Raw genomic sequence first — 14,837 nt, 5'->3', positions numbered from 1 at the left:
GGGGATGGGTTCACTGGTAGTGACGAGCCCCACACCACTTCATGACGCGATTCCCGCAGAACTTTTCCGCCACCTGCCGGCCCTGGCTGGTGGCACGCTTCGTCACATGGGGTTGGGAACCGGTGGGCGCGCAACGGGCAATGTCCGGTGTGACCGAATTACCGACGGCTTCCGCGCCTGACCTGCAGCCGGGCGAGAGCCGCCGTACCGACGCCGAACTCATTGCGGCCTCGCGGGACTCACCCGACGAGTTCGCCCTGGTGTTCGACCGGCACGCCGTTGCGATCCACCGCTACCTCGCGCGCCGGCTCGGCCCCACCGAGGCCGACGACCTGCTCGGACAGACGTTTCTGCTCGCGTTCGAGACCCGGGATCGGTACGACGGTACGCGGGCCGGCGCCCTGCCCTGGCTCTACGGCATCGCCACCAACCTGATCCGGCGGCGGCGCCGGGACGAGATCCGCCAGTACCGCGCCTACTCGCGGACCGGCGTCGACCGCGACCAGAACAGCTTCGACAACGACCTGGCCGCCCGTCTGGACGCCGCGACGGTCGGCCGGGTGCTCTCGGGCGTACTGGCCGGCTTGCGGGCCGCGGAGCGCGACGTACTGCTGCTGTACGCCTGGGAGGGGCTCAGCTACCCCGAGATCGCCCAGGCCCTGGACATCCCGATCGGCACCGTCCGATCCCGCCTGCACCGAGCGCGTCGAGCACTCCGCTCCGCACTCGGCCCTGACTTCGAGGAGTCCGAACTGTGAACGACATCGACCTGCTCCGCCGGCTGCGCCCACAGGTGGCCGAACCTGATCCAGTGGTTCTCGCACGTGCCCGGCTGGCGATGCGAGCGCCACAATCCCCCCGGCGTCCCGCCGTACGCCGTACCTTCGCCGCCGCGGCTCTGGCGGCCACTCTGACTACCGGCATCCTGGTCAGTGACGTCATGCCGCGTGGCGGTAGCCCTAGCGCGGTCGCAGACGCGAGGACCTTCCTGACGGCGGTTGCCGAACGTACGGCGACCAACCCGGACGAACCGATTCCCGCCGGCGGCTACCGCGTGGTGCGGACACGGACCTCGACCATGGGACTCGTCGGGCCGGACGACCATCAGGTCAGGGTGCGTAGCGTCGGGCAGGTCGAGTGGTGGGTCCCGTCGGCGGAGAGGCCGCCGTACACCGCTGTCATCGCGTGGAACCTCCAGCGGGAGTACCTCGACAAGGCCGACGAGGAGTGGGCGCGGGAGAACTACCCGAAGGCGTTCGAGACGTTCCGGCGCGTCGTACCCAGCGCCTGTGCGGTCCTGGACAGTGGATCCGCGATGGTGCCCGCTGACCCGAAGGCCGGCTGCAAGGTCGACTGGCACATCCCGTCCGCTGAGTTTCTGTCCGGTCTGTCGCGTGATCCGGCGAAGCTGTTGAACCAGTTGACCACGGCGGGAATCGTCGGACCGGATCCGGCCGAGACCGCTTTCGAGCGCCTAGCCGCGGTGCTGTCTTCGGGCATCGCACCGCGCGACCTGCGCGTCGCCCTCTACCAGGCCGCTCGCGACATCCCCGGCGTCACCCTCGTCGACGGCGCCGTCACCCTCGACGGCACCACCGGCCACGCGATCAGCCTAGAGAAAGACGGCGTCCGCACCGAACTCATCATCGACCCCACCACCGGCCGCTTCCTCGGCCGCCGCCAAGTCCTCACCAACCCGACCACCGCCAAACCCTCCACCTCCCGTCTCCCTGACCTCCCCGCCGGCACCGTCCTCACCTGGACCTCCGTAACCATCCGAACCACCACCACACCCCCACCCTCCCGCTGACCCCACCCCCGTCGGCCACCGAGCGCACTCCTCAACCAACGACCCACGGCCGCCAGGTGTCGACGTCTGGGGCGTCCGGGGTGATCGGCTCCTCGAAGGTGTGCGTGCCCACCCCTGGGAGATGCGCGGCTACGAGAGTGTCGAGGTTGTGGACCAGGAGCAGCGGTACGTCGCCTCGTCCCATGACCAGCTTGTCGAAGACTTTTCTGGTCGCACGGAGCTGAAGCTCCTCGTCCTTCGGCCCGATCAGCCAGATGTCGAGGTCGATCGGGTACTTGTCCAGTGCCTGGACCTCATCAGGTTCCGGGTCGATCTCGGCGAAGGTGTTCGGACGAAGCCGCAGGCCGATCTCCCGCTGGTCGGCGCCGGCCGAACCGCGGAACAGGCGTTCGTTCTCCTTCAAACCAGCATCCGCGACCGGCTCCAGCTCGAGCACGGTTCCGAGCCACTCCGCGACCTGCTCAACAGGTTCGTCCGAAGCCAGAAACACGTTGTCGCTCGTCGACATCACCGCTCCTTCGTGAAGGTGACCAAACGCCCGTCACCGAGGATGACATGAACCACCGAATCGACCGTTTTGCCAGGCTGACCCAGGGCCATCCGAAACCCACGATGTGCCATGGATTCGGTCAGCCCGACGTTCCGTCCGTCGATGAAGATCTCGCCACGCGCTCCGGCCTGCTCGGTCGCTGCCTGGATGTTTCGTTTCACCGCCGACAGCGAGGCCCTGTCCAGGGTCTTGAACTCCACAACCACTCCCCCGTCGGTCCCGTTCCTGCGCAGTGTCGCGTCCGGGTTCTTGAGACCCTGGACCGTGTGGTTCTCCGGGCGCGCGTCGATACGCCAGCCCTCGATCTCGAGGCGGTCGGCGATGCGGCGCTCCTTGGGGACGAATCGCGAGTGTGGGTCGTGGACGCCGGGCGCGAAGTCGTCTCCGAGAGGCCGCAGGTCGACAGCGGGGTCGAAGTCGAGGGTGCCTCTGTCTCCGGGGTTCCTGAGGGCGGCGGGTTTCGGGAGGGCGGGGAGGTCGATGTCGACGGCGATCGGGGTCGGGTGGGTTTGGGGGTAGTCGAAGGTCGCTTCGAGGTGGTCGGGGGTGATTGTGAGGGTGGCGTGGTTCCAGGGTTGGTCTGCCGACTCGGCCATGGCGGCCAGGAGGTTCTTGATCGGTTCGGTGAGGTCTACGGCGATGTCGAAGTCGTCGAGCAGGCGTTCTGCTCGCTTCTCGTCTTCCTTTTCGTCGCGTTCCTCGATGATGAGTTCGCCGGTTTCGGCGACGGTGATCTCGACCTCCAGCGGGTCCTCGGGCTGCCCGCGCTGTTCCTCGTCCTTCTCGCGTTGCTTGCGGAACTTCTCGAAGGCCTTGCGGGCGACCGTGATCAGAGGTGGTTCGTTGTCGCCATCGAGTTCCAGGTCATCGAAGGTGGCGGTGAGGCGCTTGGTGCGTCCGTTCGAGTCGCGCTCCACCAGGTCGCCCACTCCCCCGGTCGCCTTGTTGCGGTCCGCGGAGTCGCTGGAGGGGCGGTTCGTCGTACGGGTGTCGCCGATCAGACGGTCGGCCCAAGCGCGGGCCTTCGGGGGCGCCATGGACAGGTAGTGGGCGGCGGCCTCGCAGGCGCGGGCGGCCGCATCGAGTTGCTGGGCGGCGACCGTGGCGCGGCCGTGGGACGCCATCAGGGCGACCTGAGCGTTCTCGCGGCAGCGGTCGGCGGTGCGCTGCAGGTGCAGGACCACCTGCGGCACCTCGTCGAGGCAGTCGACGAGACCCCGCGCGACCCGCTGCAGGTCGGAAGGCATCGAAAAGGCTAGATCTGGTCGGCGTAGCTCTTGCATCCGGCCGAGGCGATCTCGAGCGCCTCGGCGGCTTGTTCGACCGCCTTGCCGGCCGCGTCCAGGATCTCCGAGATGTCCCGGTCGACACCGGTCGCCGTACCGGCGATCAGGCTCTCCACCTGCTGGCTGTGCTGGGTGAAGCGGAGTTTGAACCCGGCCAGGCCGCCGGCTGCCTGCTTGGCCTCCATCGACACCTGGTGCAGCTGTTCCTTGAGCCGCTGTACGTCAGACACCTTGTCCCTCTTCCCTCAACGACGCTTCTTCGGCAGCACGATCGCCGTACCGGACACGATCACGGGCACCAGGATCGCCAGCCACCAGGGCAGCCCGGCCGCCATCACCGCGACGACCGCGACCGCGCCTCCCCAGCCCCACCACCGGGCGCCGGGCAGCCGGGGCAGCCCGAGCACTCGCGATGCGGCGAGCATCGTGACCGCGGCGATGGCGGCGGCCTCGAGCCCGGCCAGGAACGACCGCGTGACCACCCACACCGCCACGAACCCGACCAGCGTGAGGGCCGCGCTGATGGTACGGCGCTTCCGTCGTTCCTGGAGTGCCCGTGCCTCGGCACGGACCTGCTCCAGTTGGTCGACTGCCTCCCCCAGTTGCTTGGTGATCCTGGCCGCAGCCACCTCAAGGTCGGGCAGCGCGCGGATCTCGGGGAAGGCGACGTTGATCCGCTTGCCCTCGGCGGGCAGGCCGGCGCGTTGCAGACTGGCCGCCGCCTCCTCGGCCAGCGCGTTCAGGCGGGCCTCGACCTGCCGGCCGCGCTCGGCCAGCGCGTCGGCCTCAGCGAGTGCCGTGGCCTCCGCCTTCGACTTGTGCGCCGTCAACCGGTCCTGCGCTTGCTGAGCGTCCGCACGGGCTCCTGCGATCGTCCGCAGCGCCCGGGCGTACTCCGACCACGCCTGCTCTTCCGTCTTCATCGCCGTACCAACTCCACCGCGCGATCCACCTCGTCCGACCGCAGTGCCGCAAACGGTACGACGACCTGCGCCTCAGGATGCAGTCCGTCCCACAGGAGCGCGCGATGTGGCTCGGAGGCCCACCGCACCAGCGGTCCGCACACCGCACGTACGCCGTCCTGCGGGTGCCTGAGGAAGAGGTGGGTCGCGACGTTGGCACGCCCGTACCCGAGCTGCTCCGTGCACACGTGCAGCCGATTCCACCAACCGAACGTGATCAAACCCTGAGCAGGCCCGTCCCGGACGATGTCCTGCAACGCGTTCGCCGGGCTCTCGAAGAACCCCTCGGCGTGCAGTTGCATCCTCGGCACCCCATGGAACCCGAAGCCCAGCAGGTAGGTCTCCCCACCGACATTCCCGTTCCGTACGGCGTCCCGCAGCGAGAACAACCGTGGCGCGATGTCGTCGTGCTTGTCGACCGTCTCGACCTCACATCCGAGGTGCCGGAGGGCCTGGATCAACGCACCCTTGCCATCGGCAACCTCCGGCGAGGAGTTCGTGCCGTCCATGAACACGAACCGCGGAGGCTTGACCGCTGCGGCCGCCGTCGACAGCGCGAGACCGCTCAGTACGCCGAGCGCGTCGGCCGGCCCGTCACCGAGCACGAGTACGCCGGCACCCGGCTCGGGTCGTACTTCGACCGCAACCGGTGCCTCCGTCACCGCGATCGGCAATCCCGTCCACGGACGGCCCAGCTCCGGAGTCACCGCGGCCGCGGTGTCCGCCAACCGGGCCGGCTCGGCCAGGTGGAACACCCGCGGCGGATGCACCGCGTCACCGGCCCGCGTCCACAGCTCGCGGCGCAGCTCGTCCAGGACCGGCTTGTCGGCGAAGCTGACCAGGACGTGCTGGTTGTCGTCCGGTGAGCCGAAGTTGGCGTTCAGCACCGCCTCGCCGCGGAACTGCAGCTCCGACGCCGCGGTGTTCCCGTTCCTCAGGATCGCCTGGGAGTCGGCCGGCGTCGTCTTCAACGCGATCCGGTAGGGCACTTGCCCGAAGATCGAGTCCCGCTTGGTCGACAGTCGTTTGACGCCTTCGATCGTCTGCGTCGCGAGGACGACGTGGACGCCGTACGCACGTCCCAGCCGGACCAGCCGCTCCAGCAACTTGGCCGCCTCGTCGGCGAGTTCGTCGTCGTCCTCGAGCAGTACCTGGAACTCGTCCAGGACGACGAGGATGCGCGGCGGCCGATCGGGGCCCGGGGCAAGCTCCGCGATGTCCGCGACGTTGCCGTGCGACTTGAAGATCTCGCTGCGACGCGCCAGCTCGTCCGACAGGTGACGCAGTACGGCGAGACCGAAGGCGCGGTCGCTGTGGATGCCGAGGACGCGGACGTGCGGCAGCCAATGCTCCCGTCCCGGCGCCGGACCGAGCGCGGAGAACTCGACACCGTGCTTGAAGTCGAGCAGGTACATCTCCAGGTCGGCCGGTGCGTACCGCGCGGCGAGACCGTGGATCATCACGAGCAGCAGGTTGGACTTGCCCTGACCGACCGCACCACCGACCAGCACGTGTGGCAGGGCGGGATTTCCGCTGCGCAACCGCACCAGCGCCGGCGTGCGGTCGTCGTACCCGATCACCGTGCTGAGTTCGTCCTTGACCGGCTGCCACCAGGTCGAGCGGTCCGGCAGGGTGCGGTCGAAGTCGATCGTCGGCAGTACGGCGATCTCGGCGAACTCGGCCACCACGTCACAGATGCCGGCGGCAACATTCGCGTCGAACGGCGGGTCGAGTTTCGCCGCTACGCCGGGGAGTTGCGCGACCTCGACCTTTTCGTTGGTGATGGCAACGGGGGTGAGCAGGTCGAGCAACTGCTTGGTGTCGACGTCGGTCTCGGCTGTCATCGACGGGTCGTGGTGGACCAGGAAGCAGATACCGCGTTCGCCGGCCGTGGCCGTCAGCCGGAGCAGGTCGCGCTGGGCGAGGGTGTCGATGCCGGACGGGTAGTCGAACAGGATGACCAGTCGATACGGGTCGGTGACGCGACCGACCTCGCGGATCAGGTCCTCGAACCGCTTGTGCCCGAGCTGCGCCTGCCGGCTGGCGCGCAACGACGAGACGTCGACCAGCCCGGACAGCACCGCGTGCAACTGCTCCGCGGTGTGTGTTGCCCTGGGCACCAATTGCGGGTACTTCGTGGTCAGGTGACCCAGCAATCCCATCGTGCCGGTCAGTCGCGGGTCGAACGCGTCGATCCTGAGCCGGAAGGGTTCGGCGGCCGCGACCAGTCGCAACGCCACGCTCTGCAGGAGCCTGCGGGCGGACTCGTTGCGGTCGGCGGTCACCTTCCAGCCGTTCGTCCGCAGCAGCGGCACGGCGACCGGCGTACCGGCTTCGAGCTCGCCGACCCGCACGTACGCCGGGATGCCGGCGCCGACCAGTTGACGCGAACGCCAGCGCGCGTCGTTCGGCGGGATCGAGGCGAGACCGGGCGCGAGCCGATCCGCGAGCAGACGCGCGGCCGGCTCGGCGGTGGACAACGCCTCGGCGGTCTTGGCGTCGACCAACGCCCGCGACTCGCGCCGGGCGATCGCGGTCTGCTCCTGCAGTTGACGATGCAGCTGCACGGCCCGCTGATGCTCGCTGTGCGTCAATCGGCGGGCGTTCTCGAGCAACTGCCCGAGCGCGTGCTGGAGCCCGCGGATCCGGGCTTCCAGGAGCTCCGGTGCGGATTCTGTCGAACGCGCAGAGCGCGAAGCCGGTCCGGGCGCACTTCCCCCGTCAGGCTTCTCCGTCACGAGCACCGTCCTTCCACTTCTGCCCCGCGACACCATTGCCTGGAGTAACCATGTCACACCACCAGCCCCTGACGTCACTCCAGGCATCACCAGTCTCATCTGTCAGTCCGGAGCGACGATTTCGAGCTCGTAGCCGTCGTCGTTGTGCAGGAAGGCGGCGTAATGCCGGGGGCCGCCGGCGTAGGGATGGCGGTCGGCGAACATCAAGGTCCAGCCGTGGTTGGCTGCCTCCGCAACGATCGCGTCGACCTCCGCCCGGCCGGCCGCGTTCAGCGCCAGGTGGTTCATCCCGGGCCGGAGCCGGTCATGTTCGTCCGACGTCATCACCGGGCTCTGCTCCAGGACGACATAACTTCCGTCCGGCGCCGTCCAGGTCATCCCGCCGGGCCAGCCGTCACCGTCCTTCCAGCCCAGCCGGTTGAGGATCCAGCCCCAACTGTTCAGCGCCCGGGACAGGTCCGGGACCCAGATCTCGACGTGATGCACCGCGGCGACCATCGGAGCATTATCTGTGCTCGTCGAGATGGTTCGTCACCGCCACCGAGACCAGCCCGGACAGCATCAGCCAGACCAGCGCGGCGAGCAGCCACGGCCACCACTGCCGGCCCTGGGCGGCCTCGGCCACCGCCTTGCCGAACAGACCGCCGGCGGGCGCGAAGACGAGCACGAGCAGCACCCGCGCGATCGACGTCTCCCTGGTCATTCCTTCATTGTCGGAGCGGATCGCCGCGGTCGCAGAAACCCTGGCGTTTCGCGGGCCCTGGCGGGGGGTTTCGATTTCTGTCCGTGGCAGGGTCTAGCGTCTGCGGTGACAGTCGAGCGGCGCTGAACGAGGAGGGGGGATGAGGTGAGCGAGACCCGGATCGAGACGACGGCCTACGGCGCGGCCGCGCTGGAGCGCCTGCAGGCCGTCGTCGCGCGGCTGAAGGCCGATGATCCGATGAAGCCCGTCACCCTTCTGCTGCCCAACAACCTCGCCGGCGTGGTCGCCCGCCGCCACCTGGCCTTGACGGGCATCGCGGGGCTGTATCTCGCCACGCTGGAGCGGCTGGCCGAGCAGTTGGCCGCAAGCCTCCTGTCACCGCGCCGTCCGGCGACCCGGCCGATCGTGGCGGCGACCTGGCGTGCGGCGCTGTCGAAGGCTCCGGGCATCTTCCAGGAGGTCGCGGAGCATCCGTCGACCATCCAAGCGCTTGCCTCAGCTCACCGCGAGCTGCGCGACCTGACCGACTCCGCACTCGACAGGATTGAGGACGCGTCCGTGCTCGGGCCGGATCTCGTCCGGCTGCACCGCCACGTCACCTCGGATCTCGCCGCCGAGTGGTACGACGAAACCGACCTCCTCCGGACCGCGGCGTCGCGGGTCGAAGCCGACCCGGGGATCGTGACTGAGCTCGGTGCCCTGGTTCTCTATCTCCCGCAGGAGCTCACCCAGACCCAGGCTGCCTTCGTCGAGGCGCTGGGCAGCGCGGCTGCCGATCTCACCGTGATCATGGGTCTGACCGACGTACGGCGTGCCGACCGCGCGGTCCGTCGTTCGCTGGAAAGGATCGGGATCGACCTGCCGACGTCGATCTCGAAGAACTACCCCGTGGCGACCGAAGTGCTGAACGCTTCCGATGCCGATGACGAGGTGCGCTGCGTCGTCCGCGATGTGGTCGCGTCACTGGAGAAGACTCCGGCCCATCGCATCGCGGTCCTGTACTCGGCGGCGACGCCGTACGCGCGGCTTCTGCACGAGCACCTCGCCGCCGCCCGGATCGAGGTGAACGGACCGGGCACCCGACCGGTGCACGAACGCGCGATCGCCCGGACCCTGCTCGAGGTGCTCGCGCTCGTCGACCAGGATCTGCCTCGCGCCGACGTCTTCCGGGCGCTGGCGAACGCGCCGACCCGCGACTTCACCGGTGAGCGCATCCCGGTGCCGCAGTGGGAGCGTATGTCGCGCGCCGCCGGCGTGGTCCGTGGCGACGACTGGGACACCCGGCTCAAGCGGTACGCCGAGTCCGAGCGCCGTACTGCGAACCAGGAAGAGGCGGCTGAGGATCCACGACCCGCGGCGATCCGACGAGCGCAGTACAACGCGGTCAACGCCGAGCGCCTGCACGCGTTTGCGTCGGAGCTCCGCCGCCGGCTGAGCGCGATCGCCGTACTGGAGACGTGGTCCGAGCTGGCCGGCGGCGTCCTGCAGCTCTTCCGGGATCTGCTCGGCGACTACTCGTCCCTGCCGATCGAGGAGCAGTACGCCGCGGTCGCGGTCGAGGGCTCGTTGAAGGGTCTGTCGACGCTGGACGAGCTCGGCACTCCGGCCAGTCTGACGGTGCTGCGCGACGTACTCGATCTGGAGTTGCAACAGTCGCTCCCACGGGTCGGCACGTTCGGGACCGGCGTACTGGTCGCTCCGTTGTCGGCGAGCATCGGGTTGTCGGTCGACATCGTGTACGTCGTGGGGCTGTCGGAGGGTCTGTATCCCGGACGGGTGCATGAGGACGCGCTGCTTCCCCATCGGGTCCGTGAGGCGGCTGCGCCCGAGCTGGCGTCGTTCCGGGATCGGCTCGACGAGAAGCAACGGCATCTGCTGGTCGCGTTCTCGGCCGGGTCGCGGAAGGTGGTGGCGTCGTTCCCACGCGGAGACCTGCGTCGGTCGTCGCGGCGGCTTCCGACGCGATGGTTGCTGGGGACGCTGCGATCGCTGACCGGTGACCATTCGCTCGCGGCGACGGAGTGGGATCGGGCCGAGTACGGCGGCCGGCTGCTGACGTCGGCGTCGTACGCCGGATCGTTGACAACGGCAACCATGCCGGCGACCGAGCAGGAGTGGCAGGTCCGGGCGGTGTCGGCGCGCCTGTGGCTGGACGACGCGGTCGTGGTCCGGGCCCGGGAGCTGCTGCGTGGCCGGGCGAGCAACGCGTTCACGCGCTTCGACGGGGATCTGTCCGGTGTGTCGGGTCTGCCGGAGTACGCGGTCGAGGACCGGATCGCCTCGCCGACGTCCTTGGAGGCGTACGCGACCTGCCCGCACGCATACTTCGTGCAGCGAGTGCTTCAGGTGGAGCCGCTGGAGGCTCCGGAGGATCTGCTGGTCATCTCACCGATGCAGATCGGGAACCTGATCCACAACAGCCTGGACGCGTTCGTGAGCCGGCTGGCCGGCTCGCTGCCGGCGTACGGCGAGCCGTGGACGGCCGAGCAGCGATCCTTGCTGCTGGCCATCGGCGCAGATCTGGCCGACCAGTTCGAGGCGGAAGGGCTGACCGGGCATCCGCGGCTGTGGCAGCGCGAGCGGGCGCGGATCCTGGGCGACTTGATCGTGCTGCTGGACGACGACGACCGCTGGCGGGCGGAGCGAGACGCGTCGGTGGTGGCGAGCGAGCTGCGGTTCGGATACGACGGCGAGCCGCCGGTGGAGATCCCGGTGCCGTCGGGTCGCGTACTGCTGCGCGGCAGCGCGGACAAGGTGGACCTCGCGCGGGACGGGACGATCTACGTCACGGACGTGAAGACCGGCGGCTTCTCGCGGTACGAGGCGATCGAGTCCGATCCGGTCGCGGGCGGGACGAAGCTGCAACTGCCCGTCTACGCGTACGCCGCCCGGGCCCGCCTCGGTGAACCGTCCACACCGGTCGAAGCGTCGTACTGGTTCGTCCGCAAGGGCGGAAAACGGATCCCGGTGCCGCTGACCCCCGAGGTCGAGGCCCGGTACGTCGAGACGCTCGACATCATCGTGTCGTCGATCGCGGCCGGGTATTTCCCGCCGAAGGCGCCCGAGGTGCCGGACTTCCTGTGGGTGCAGTGCCCGTACTGCAACCCGGACGGGATCGGCCACAGCGAGGTGCGGGCGCGGTGGGACAAGAAGCGCCTCGACCCGACGCTGGAGCGGTTGGTCCGGCTGATCGACCCGGTCGCTTACGAGGAGGCCGGCGATGAGTGAGCAGTTGCTGGACAGCGAGGCTCGTGAGCGGATCCAGTCGGACACGTCGGCGACGCTGTTCGTCGAGGCGGGTGCCGGGTCGGGGAAGACACATGCGCTGGTCGACCGGGTGACCACGTTGGTGCTGCGCGACGGCGTACCGCTGCGCACGATCGCCGCGGTGACCTTCACCGAGAAGGCCGGCGCTGAGCTGCGGGACCGGTTGCGGGTCGAGTTCGAGAAGGCGCGGAAGGGACCGGCCAGGAAGCTGGCGGACGCGGCGCTGGACGACCTGGACTCGGCATCGATCGGGACGTTGCATGCCTTCGCCCAGCAGATCCTGCTCGCGCACCCGATCGAGGCCGGGCTCCCGCCGCTGATCGACGTACTGGACGAGGTCGGGTCGTCCGTCGCCTTCGAGGAGCGGTGGGCCGAGCTGCAGCAGCAGTTGCTGGACGACGACTCGATCGCGGAGCCGCTGCTGCTCGCGATGGCGGTCGGGGTCGAGCTGAAGCATCTGCGGTCGCTGGCGCGGCTGTTCGGGAACGACTGGGACCTGATCTCCGAGCGGGTGCTGGTCGATCCGCCCGAATTGGTGTCGATGCCGGATCTCGCCGGGCTGGTGGCCGCGGCCGCGCAGATCGGTGGAGTGGCTGAGTCGTGTCTGGATCCCGAGGACCGGTTGCTGCCGAGGGTGCGGCAGATTCAGGAGCTCGGGGTGATGTTGGAGGCGGCGACCGACCAGGAGACGCAGCTGGCGATCCTGCAGACGTTGCGCGGGCTCAAGGTCGGCCGGATCGGGCGCAAGGAGAACTGGCCGGACATCACCAAGGTGCGCGGCGACTGTACCGAGGTCGTCGAGGTCGCCGGGTCGCTGGTCGAGCTGCTGCTGGATGCTTGCCTACGGCACCTTTCGCATTGGATCGCGGAGCGGGTGCTCGAGTCGGCCGAGCTGCGGCGGGCCGATGGGCGGCTCGAGTTCCACGACCTGCTGGTGCTGGCGCGGGACCTGCTGCGGCGAGACGCGTCGGTGCGGTCGGCGTTGCAGGAGCGGTTCGAACGGTTGCTGCTGGACGAGTTCCAGGACACCGACCCGATCCAGATCGAGCTGGCGGTGCGGATCGCGGGTGGTGCCGAGGCGTCGGCCGAGGACTGGCGTGACGTGGAGGTGCCGGAGGGGCGGCTGTTCGTGGTCGGGGACCCGAAGCAGTCGATCTACCGGTTCCGGCGGGCGAACATCGCGACGTACCTGACGGCTCAGGACCTGCTGGGTGAGACGGTTGCGCTGACGACGAACTTCCGGACGGTGCCGCCGATCCTGGATTGGATCAACACGGTGTTCGGGTCGCTGATCCAGGCCCAGGAGGCGGCCCAGCCGTCGTACCAGTCGCTGTCCCCGCATCGCACTGGTCCGTCGCCGGACGCCCCTCGCTCGTTGCGGGTCGCCGCGCCGCAGCCGACAGAGGTCAGTGGTGATCAGCTGTCCCTTCTCGGCGACCTCGAGGATGAACCTGCCTCGTCCTCGCCGGCCTCGGCCTCGGCCTCGCCCGCCTCCGGTGCGTCGGCCTCGGCCTCGTCTGCCGAGGTCGGTGACCTTGCGACGGTCCTGCCCTTCCGCCGTGCCTCCGACGAGACGCCGGCCGCTGATGCGCCGGATCCTGTCCAGTACGACGAGGAGCTTTCCGGTCCCGCCGTCACGATCCTGGGTGCGGAGCCGCACAACGACCTCCCCCGCGCGCAGGCCTCCGTCCTCCGCGAACGCGAGGCGAGCGACGTCGCCGCGATCATCGAGCAGGCGTTGAGCGACGGCTGGCTGGTGTACGACGAGCGCACGCACGGTTGGCGTCCCGCGGAAGCCGGCGACATTGCCGTACTGGTCCCCGCCCGTACGTCGTTGCCGTTCCTCGAGGACGCCCTGGATCGCGCGGACATCCCGTATCGCGCCGAGGCCAGCTCGCTCGTCTACCAGACCGCCGAGGTGCGCGACCTCCTCGCCTGCGCCCGTGCACTCGGCGACCCGAGCGATCAGCTTGCGCTCGTGACCGCGCTCCGCTCGCCGCTGTTCGGCTGCGGCGACGACGACCTCTACGTCTGGAAGCGCTCCGGCGGTTCGTTCAACCTCACCGCGCCTGTCCCCGACGGACTGTTGACGCATCCGGTCGGCGAGGCCATGGAGTGGCTCCGTCGTACGCACTATGCCGCGCGCTGGATGACCCCGAGCGAGGTGCTGGCGAAGATCGTCGCCGACCGCCGCATGCTCGAGGTCGCCGCGATCGGGCCGCGGGCGCGGGATGCGTGGCGGCGGGTCCGGTTCGTGGTCGATCAGGCGCGAGCCTGGTCGGAGGTCGAGCACGGCGGTCTGCGTTCGTACCTCGCCTGGGCCGCGCATCAAGGCGAGGAGGCGTCACGGGTCGCCGAAGCGGTGCTGCCCGAGACCGACGCGGACGCCGTACGCGTGATGACCATCCATGCCGCGAAGGGTCTCGAGTTCCCGATCGTCATCCTCTCCGGCATGACCGCTTCGCCGAACCGTCAGCGCGGCGTCCAGGTGCTGTGGCCGCCGGACGGCGGCTATGCGGTCAAGCTCAAGTCGTCGGTACAGACCGAGGACTTCGACCTCGTCCAGCCGGTCGACGAGCAGATGGACGACTACGAACGCCGTCGCCTCCTGTACGTCGCCGCCACCCGGGCGCGCGACCACCTGGTGGTGTCGCTGCACCGGTCCGGCAATAAGCGTCACTCCAGCAACGCCGAGCTGCTCGCCACCGCGGGAGCTGCCGAGGCTCCTCACGTGACGCTGTTCGCCAGCCCGCCTCCGGTCGAGCGCGAGCCCCGGTCGTCGGCCGACGTCACGCCGCCGATCGCCCGTACCGACTGGGAAAACCGGATCGCCGCCGCTCGCTCGGCGAGTCGCCGGCGCTCCGCTCAAAGCGCCTCCGGACTGGAGGGGACCGGCCCAGAGGTCGTCCTGACGGATGTCGATCCCGGTACCGCCAAGGCCGCCCGCGATCTCGAGCTTCCACCGTGGTCCAAAGGGCGCTACGGCACGGCGATCGGCCGCGCGGTTCACGGCGTCATGCAGGTCGTCGACCTCGGGAGCGGCGCCGGCCTGGAGTCCGCCGTGTCTACGCAGTGTTTGGCCGAGGGCGTGCTCGAGTACGCCGATGTCGTCGCCGCGCTGGCGCGTTCCGCACTGGCGTCCAACGTGGTGCAGCGGGCGGCGACCCGCGAGCACTGGCGCGAGTCGTACGTCGGCAGCGTGCAGCCGGACGGCACCGTCCTCGAGGGCTTCGTCGACCTCATCTACCGCGAGGACGACGGCCGTCTCGTGATCGTCGACTACAAGACGGACGCCGTACCCGCTGCCGCGTTGGACAGCAGGGTCGCGTACTACGCGCCTCAACTTCAGGCCTACGCGACCACGCTGCCCAACGCCGGACCGCCGGTGCTGCTCTTCCTGAACCCGTCAGGCGCAGTGGAACGTCCGCTCTAGGTCCTGTCTGCTGACCCCGCGCCGTCGCGAGCAGGTGCTCAGTGCGGAAGCTCGGCGGTGCTGGAACCGGAGGTCGCGATGCTCGCGC

11 protein-coding genes are annotated in these 14,837 nt (G+C 69.3%); 4 read left to right on the top strand and 7 right to left on the bottom strand.

Going from position 1 to position 14,837, the window contains the following annotated elements:
• Positions 1 to 149: 149 nt before the first annotated feature.
• Complete coding sequence (locus ACYVOK_RS12000) at positions 150 to 758, top strand: RNA polymerase sigma factor (protein WP_460662416.1); 609 nt, start codon at positions 150 to 152, stop codon at positions 756 to 758.
• Positions 755 to 1,810, top strand: a complete 1,056-nt coding sequence (locus ACYVOK_RS11995) for a CU044_5270 family protein (protein ID WP_460662415.1) — start codon at positions 755 to 757, stop codon at positions 1,808 to 1,810. Before ACYVOK_RS12000 ends, ACYVOK_RS11995 begins: the two co-directional genes overlap by 4 nt.
• A gap of 31 nt (positions 1,811 to 1,841) precedes the next feature.
• Here ACYVOK_RS11995 and ACYVOK_RS11990 read toward each other — a convergent pair whose 3' ends face one another.
• The 7 genes from ACYVOK_RS11990 to ACYVOK_RS11960 all read right to left on the bottom strand — a co-directional run bounded on the left by ACYVOK_RS11990 (position 1,842) and on the right by ACYVOK_RS11960 (position 8,049).
• Positions 1,842 to 2,318, bottom strand: coding sequence for a hypothetical protein (locus ACYVOK_RS11990; RefSeq protein WP_460662414.1), 477 nt, complete (start codon positions 2,316 to 2,318; stop codon positions 1,842 to 1,844).
• Entirely contained in the window at positions 2,318 to 3,607 is a 1,290-nt protein-coding gene (locus tag ACYVOK_RS11985) for a hypothetical protein (RefSeq protein ID WP_460662413.1), read from the bottom strand. The genes ACYVOK_RS11990 and ACYVOK_RS11985 overlap by 1 nt, the downstream gene beginning before the upstream one ends.
• Positions 3,608 to 3,615: 8 nt before the next feature.
• The gene (locus ACYVOK_RS11980) at positions 3,616 to 3,876 is read right to left on the bottom strand and encodes a hypothetical protein (RefSeq protein WP_132209572.1); all 261 of its coding nucleotides are present in this window, start codon (positions 3,874 to 3,876) and stop codon (positions 3,616 to 3,618) included.
• Positions 3,877 to 3,891: 15 nt separating this feature from the next.
• Positions 3,892 to 4,569 (bottom strand): hypothetical protein, encoded by a 678-nt coding sequence (locus tag ACYVOK_RS11975; RefSeq protein WP_460662412.1) that lies wholly within the window; start codon positions 4,567 to 4,569, stop codon positions 3,892 to 3,894.
• The gene (locus ACYVOK_RS11970; protein WP_460662411.1) at positions 4,566 to 7,346 is read right to left on the bottom strand and encodes an FtsK/SpoIIIE domain-containing protein; all 2,781 of its coding nucleotides are present in this window, start codon (positions 7,344 to 7,346) and stop codon (positions 4,566 to 4,568) included. Before ACYVOK_RS11970 ends, ACYVOK_RS11975 begins: the two co-directional genes overlap by 4 nt.
• A gap of 102 nt (positions 7,347 to 7,448) precedes the next feature.
• Positions 7,449 to 7,844 carry a VOC family protein gene (locus tag ACYVOK_RS11965; protein WP_460662410.1) on the bottom strand — a complete coding sequence of 132 codons (396 nt, stop codon included), beginning with the start codon at positions 7,842 to 7,844 and terminating at the stop codon, positions 7,449 to 7,451.
• A 7-nt stretch (positions 7,845 to 7,851) separates the two neighbouring features.
• Positions 7,852 to 8,049: a hypothetical protein gene (locus ACYVOK_RS11960; protein WP_460662409.1), complete on the bottom strand. Its 198-nt coding sequence runs from the start codon at positions 8,047 to 8,049 to the stop codon at positions 7,852 to 7,854.
• Between the two features lie 144 nt (positions 8,050 to 8,193).
• On the opposite strand from ACYVOK_RS11960, the gene ACYVOK_RS11955 reads away from it, so the two are divergent.
• Both ACYVOK_RS11955 and ACYVOK_RS11950 read left to right on the top strand, forming a co-directional pair.
• Positions 8,194 to 11,277, top strand: coding sequence for a PD-(D/E)XK nuclease family protein (locus tag ACYVOK_RS11955; RefSeq protein WP_460662408.1), 3,084 nt, complete (start codon positions 8,194 to 8,196; stop codon positions 11,275 to 11,277).
• Positions 11,270 to 14,749, top strand: coding sequence for a UvrD-helicase domain-containing protein (locus ACYVOK_RS11950; RefSeq protein WP_460662407.1), 3,480 nt, complete (start codon positions 11,270 to 11,272; stop codon positions 14,747 to 14,749). The genes ACYVOK_RS11955 and ACYVOK_RS11950 overlap by 8 nt, the downstream gene beginning before the upstream one ends.
• Positions 14,750 to 14,837: the final 88 nt, after the last annotated feature.

Source organism: Kribbella swartbergensis, assembly GCF_054784135.1.
This window is presented reverse-complemented; position numbering and strand designations above follow the sequence as displayed.

Bases quoted from the DNA above. Each gene is read 5' to 3' on its own strand.
- ACYVOK_RS11950 (WP_460662407.1), top strand. From the start codon at position 11,270: ATGAGTGAGCAGTTGCTGGACAGCGAGGCTCGTGAGCGGATCCAGTCG.
- ACYVOK_RS11975 (WP_460662412.1), bottom strand. From the start codon at position 4,569: ATGAAGACGGAAGAGCAGGCGTGGTCGGAGTACGCCCGGGCGCTGCGG.
- ACYVOK_RS11985 (WP_460662413.1), bottom strand. From the start codon at position 3,607: ATGCCTTCCGACCTGCAGCGGGTCGCGCGGGGTCTCGTCGACTGCCTC.
- ACYVOK_RS11990 (WP_460662414.1), bottom strand. From the start codon at position 2,318: ATGTCGACGAGCGACAACGTGTTTCTGGCTTCGGACGAACCTGTTGAG.
- ACYVOK_RS11960 (WP_460662409.1), bottom strand. From the start codon at position 8,049: ATGACCAGGGAGACGTCGATCGCGCGGGTGCTGCTCGTGCTCGTCTTC.
- ACYVOK_RS11965 (WP_460662410.1), bottom strand. From the start codon at position 7,844: ATGGTCGCCGCGGTGCATCACGTCGAGATCTGGGTCCCGGACCTGTCC.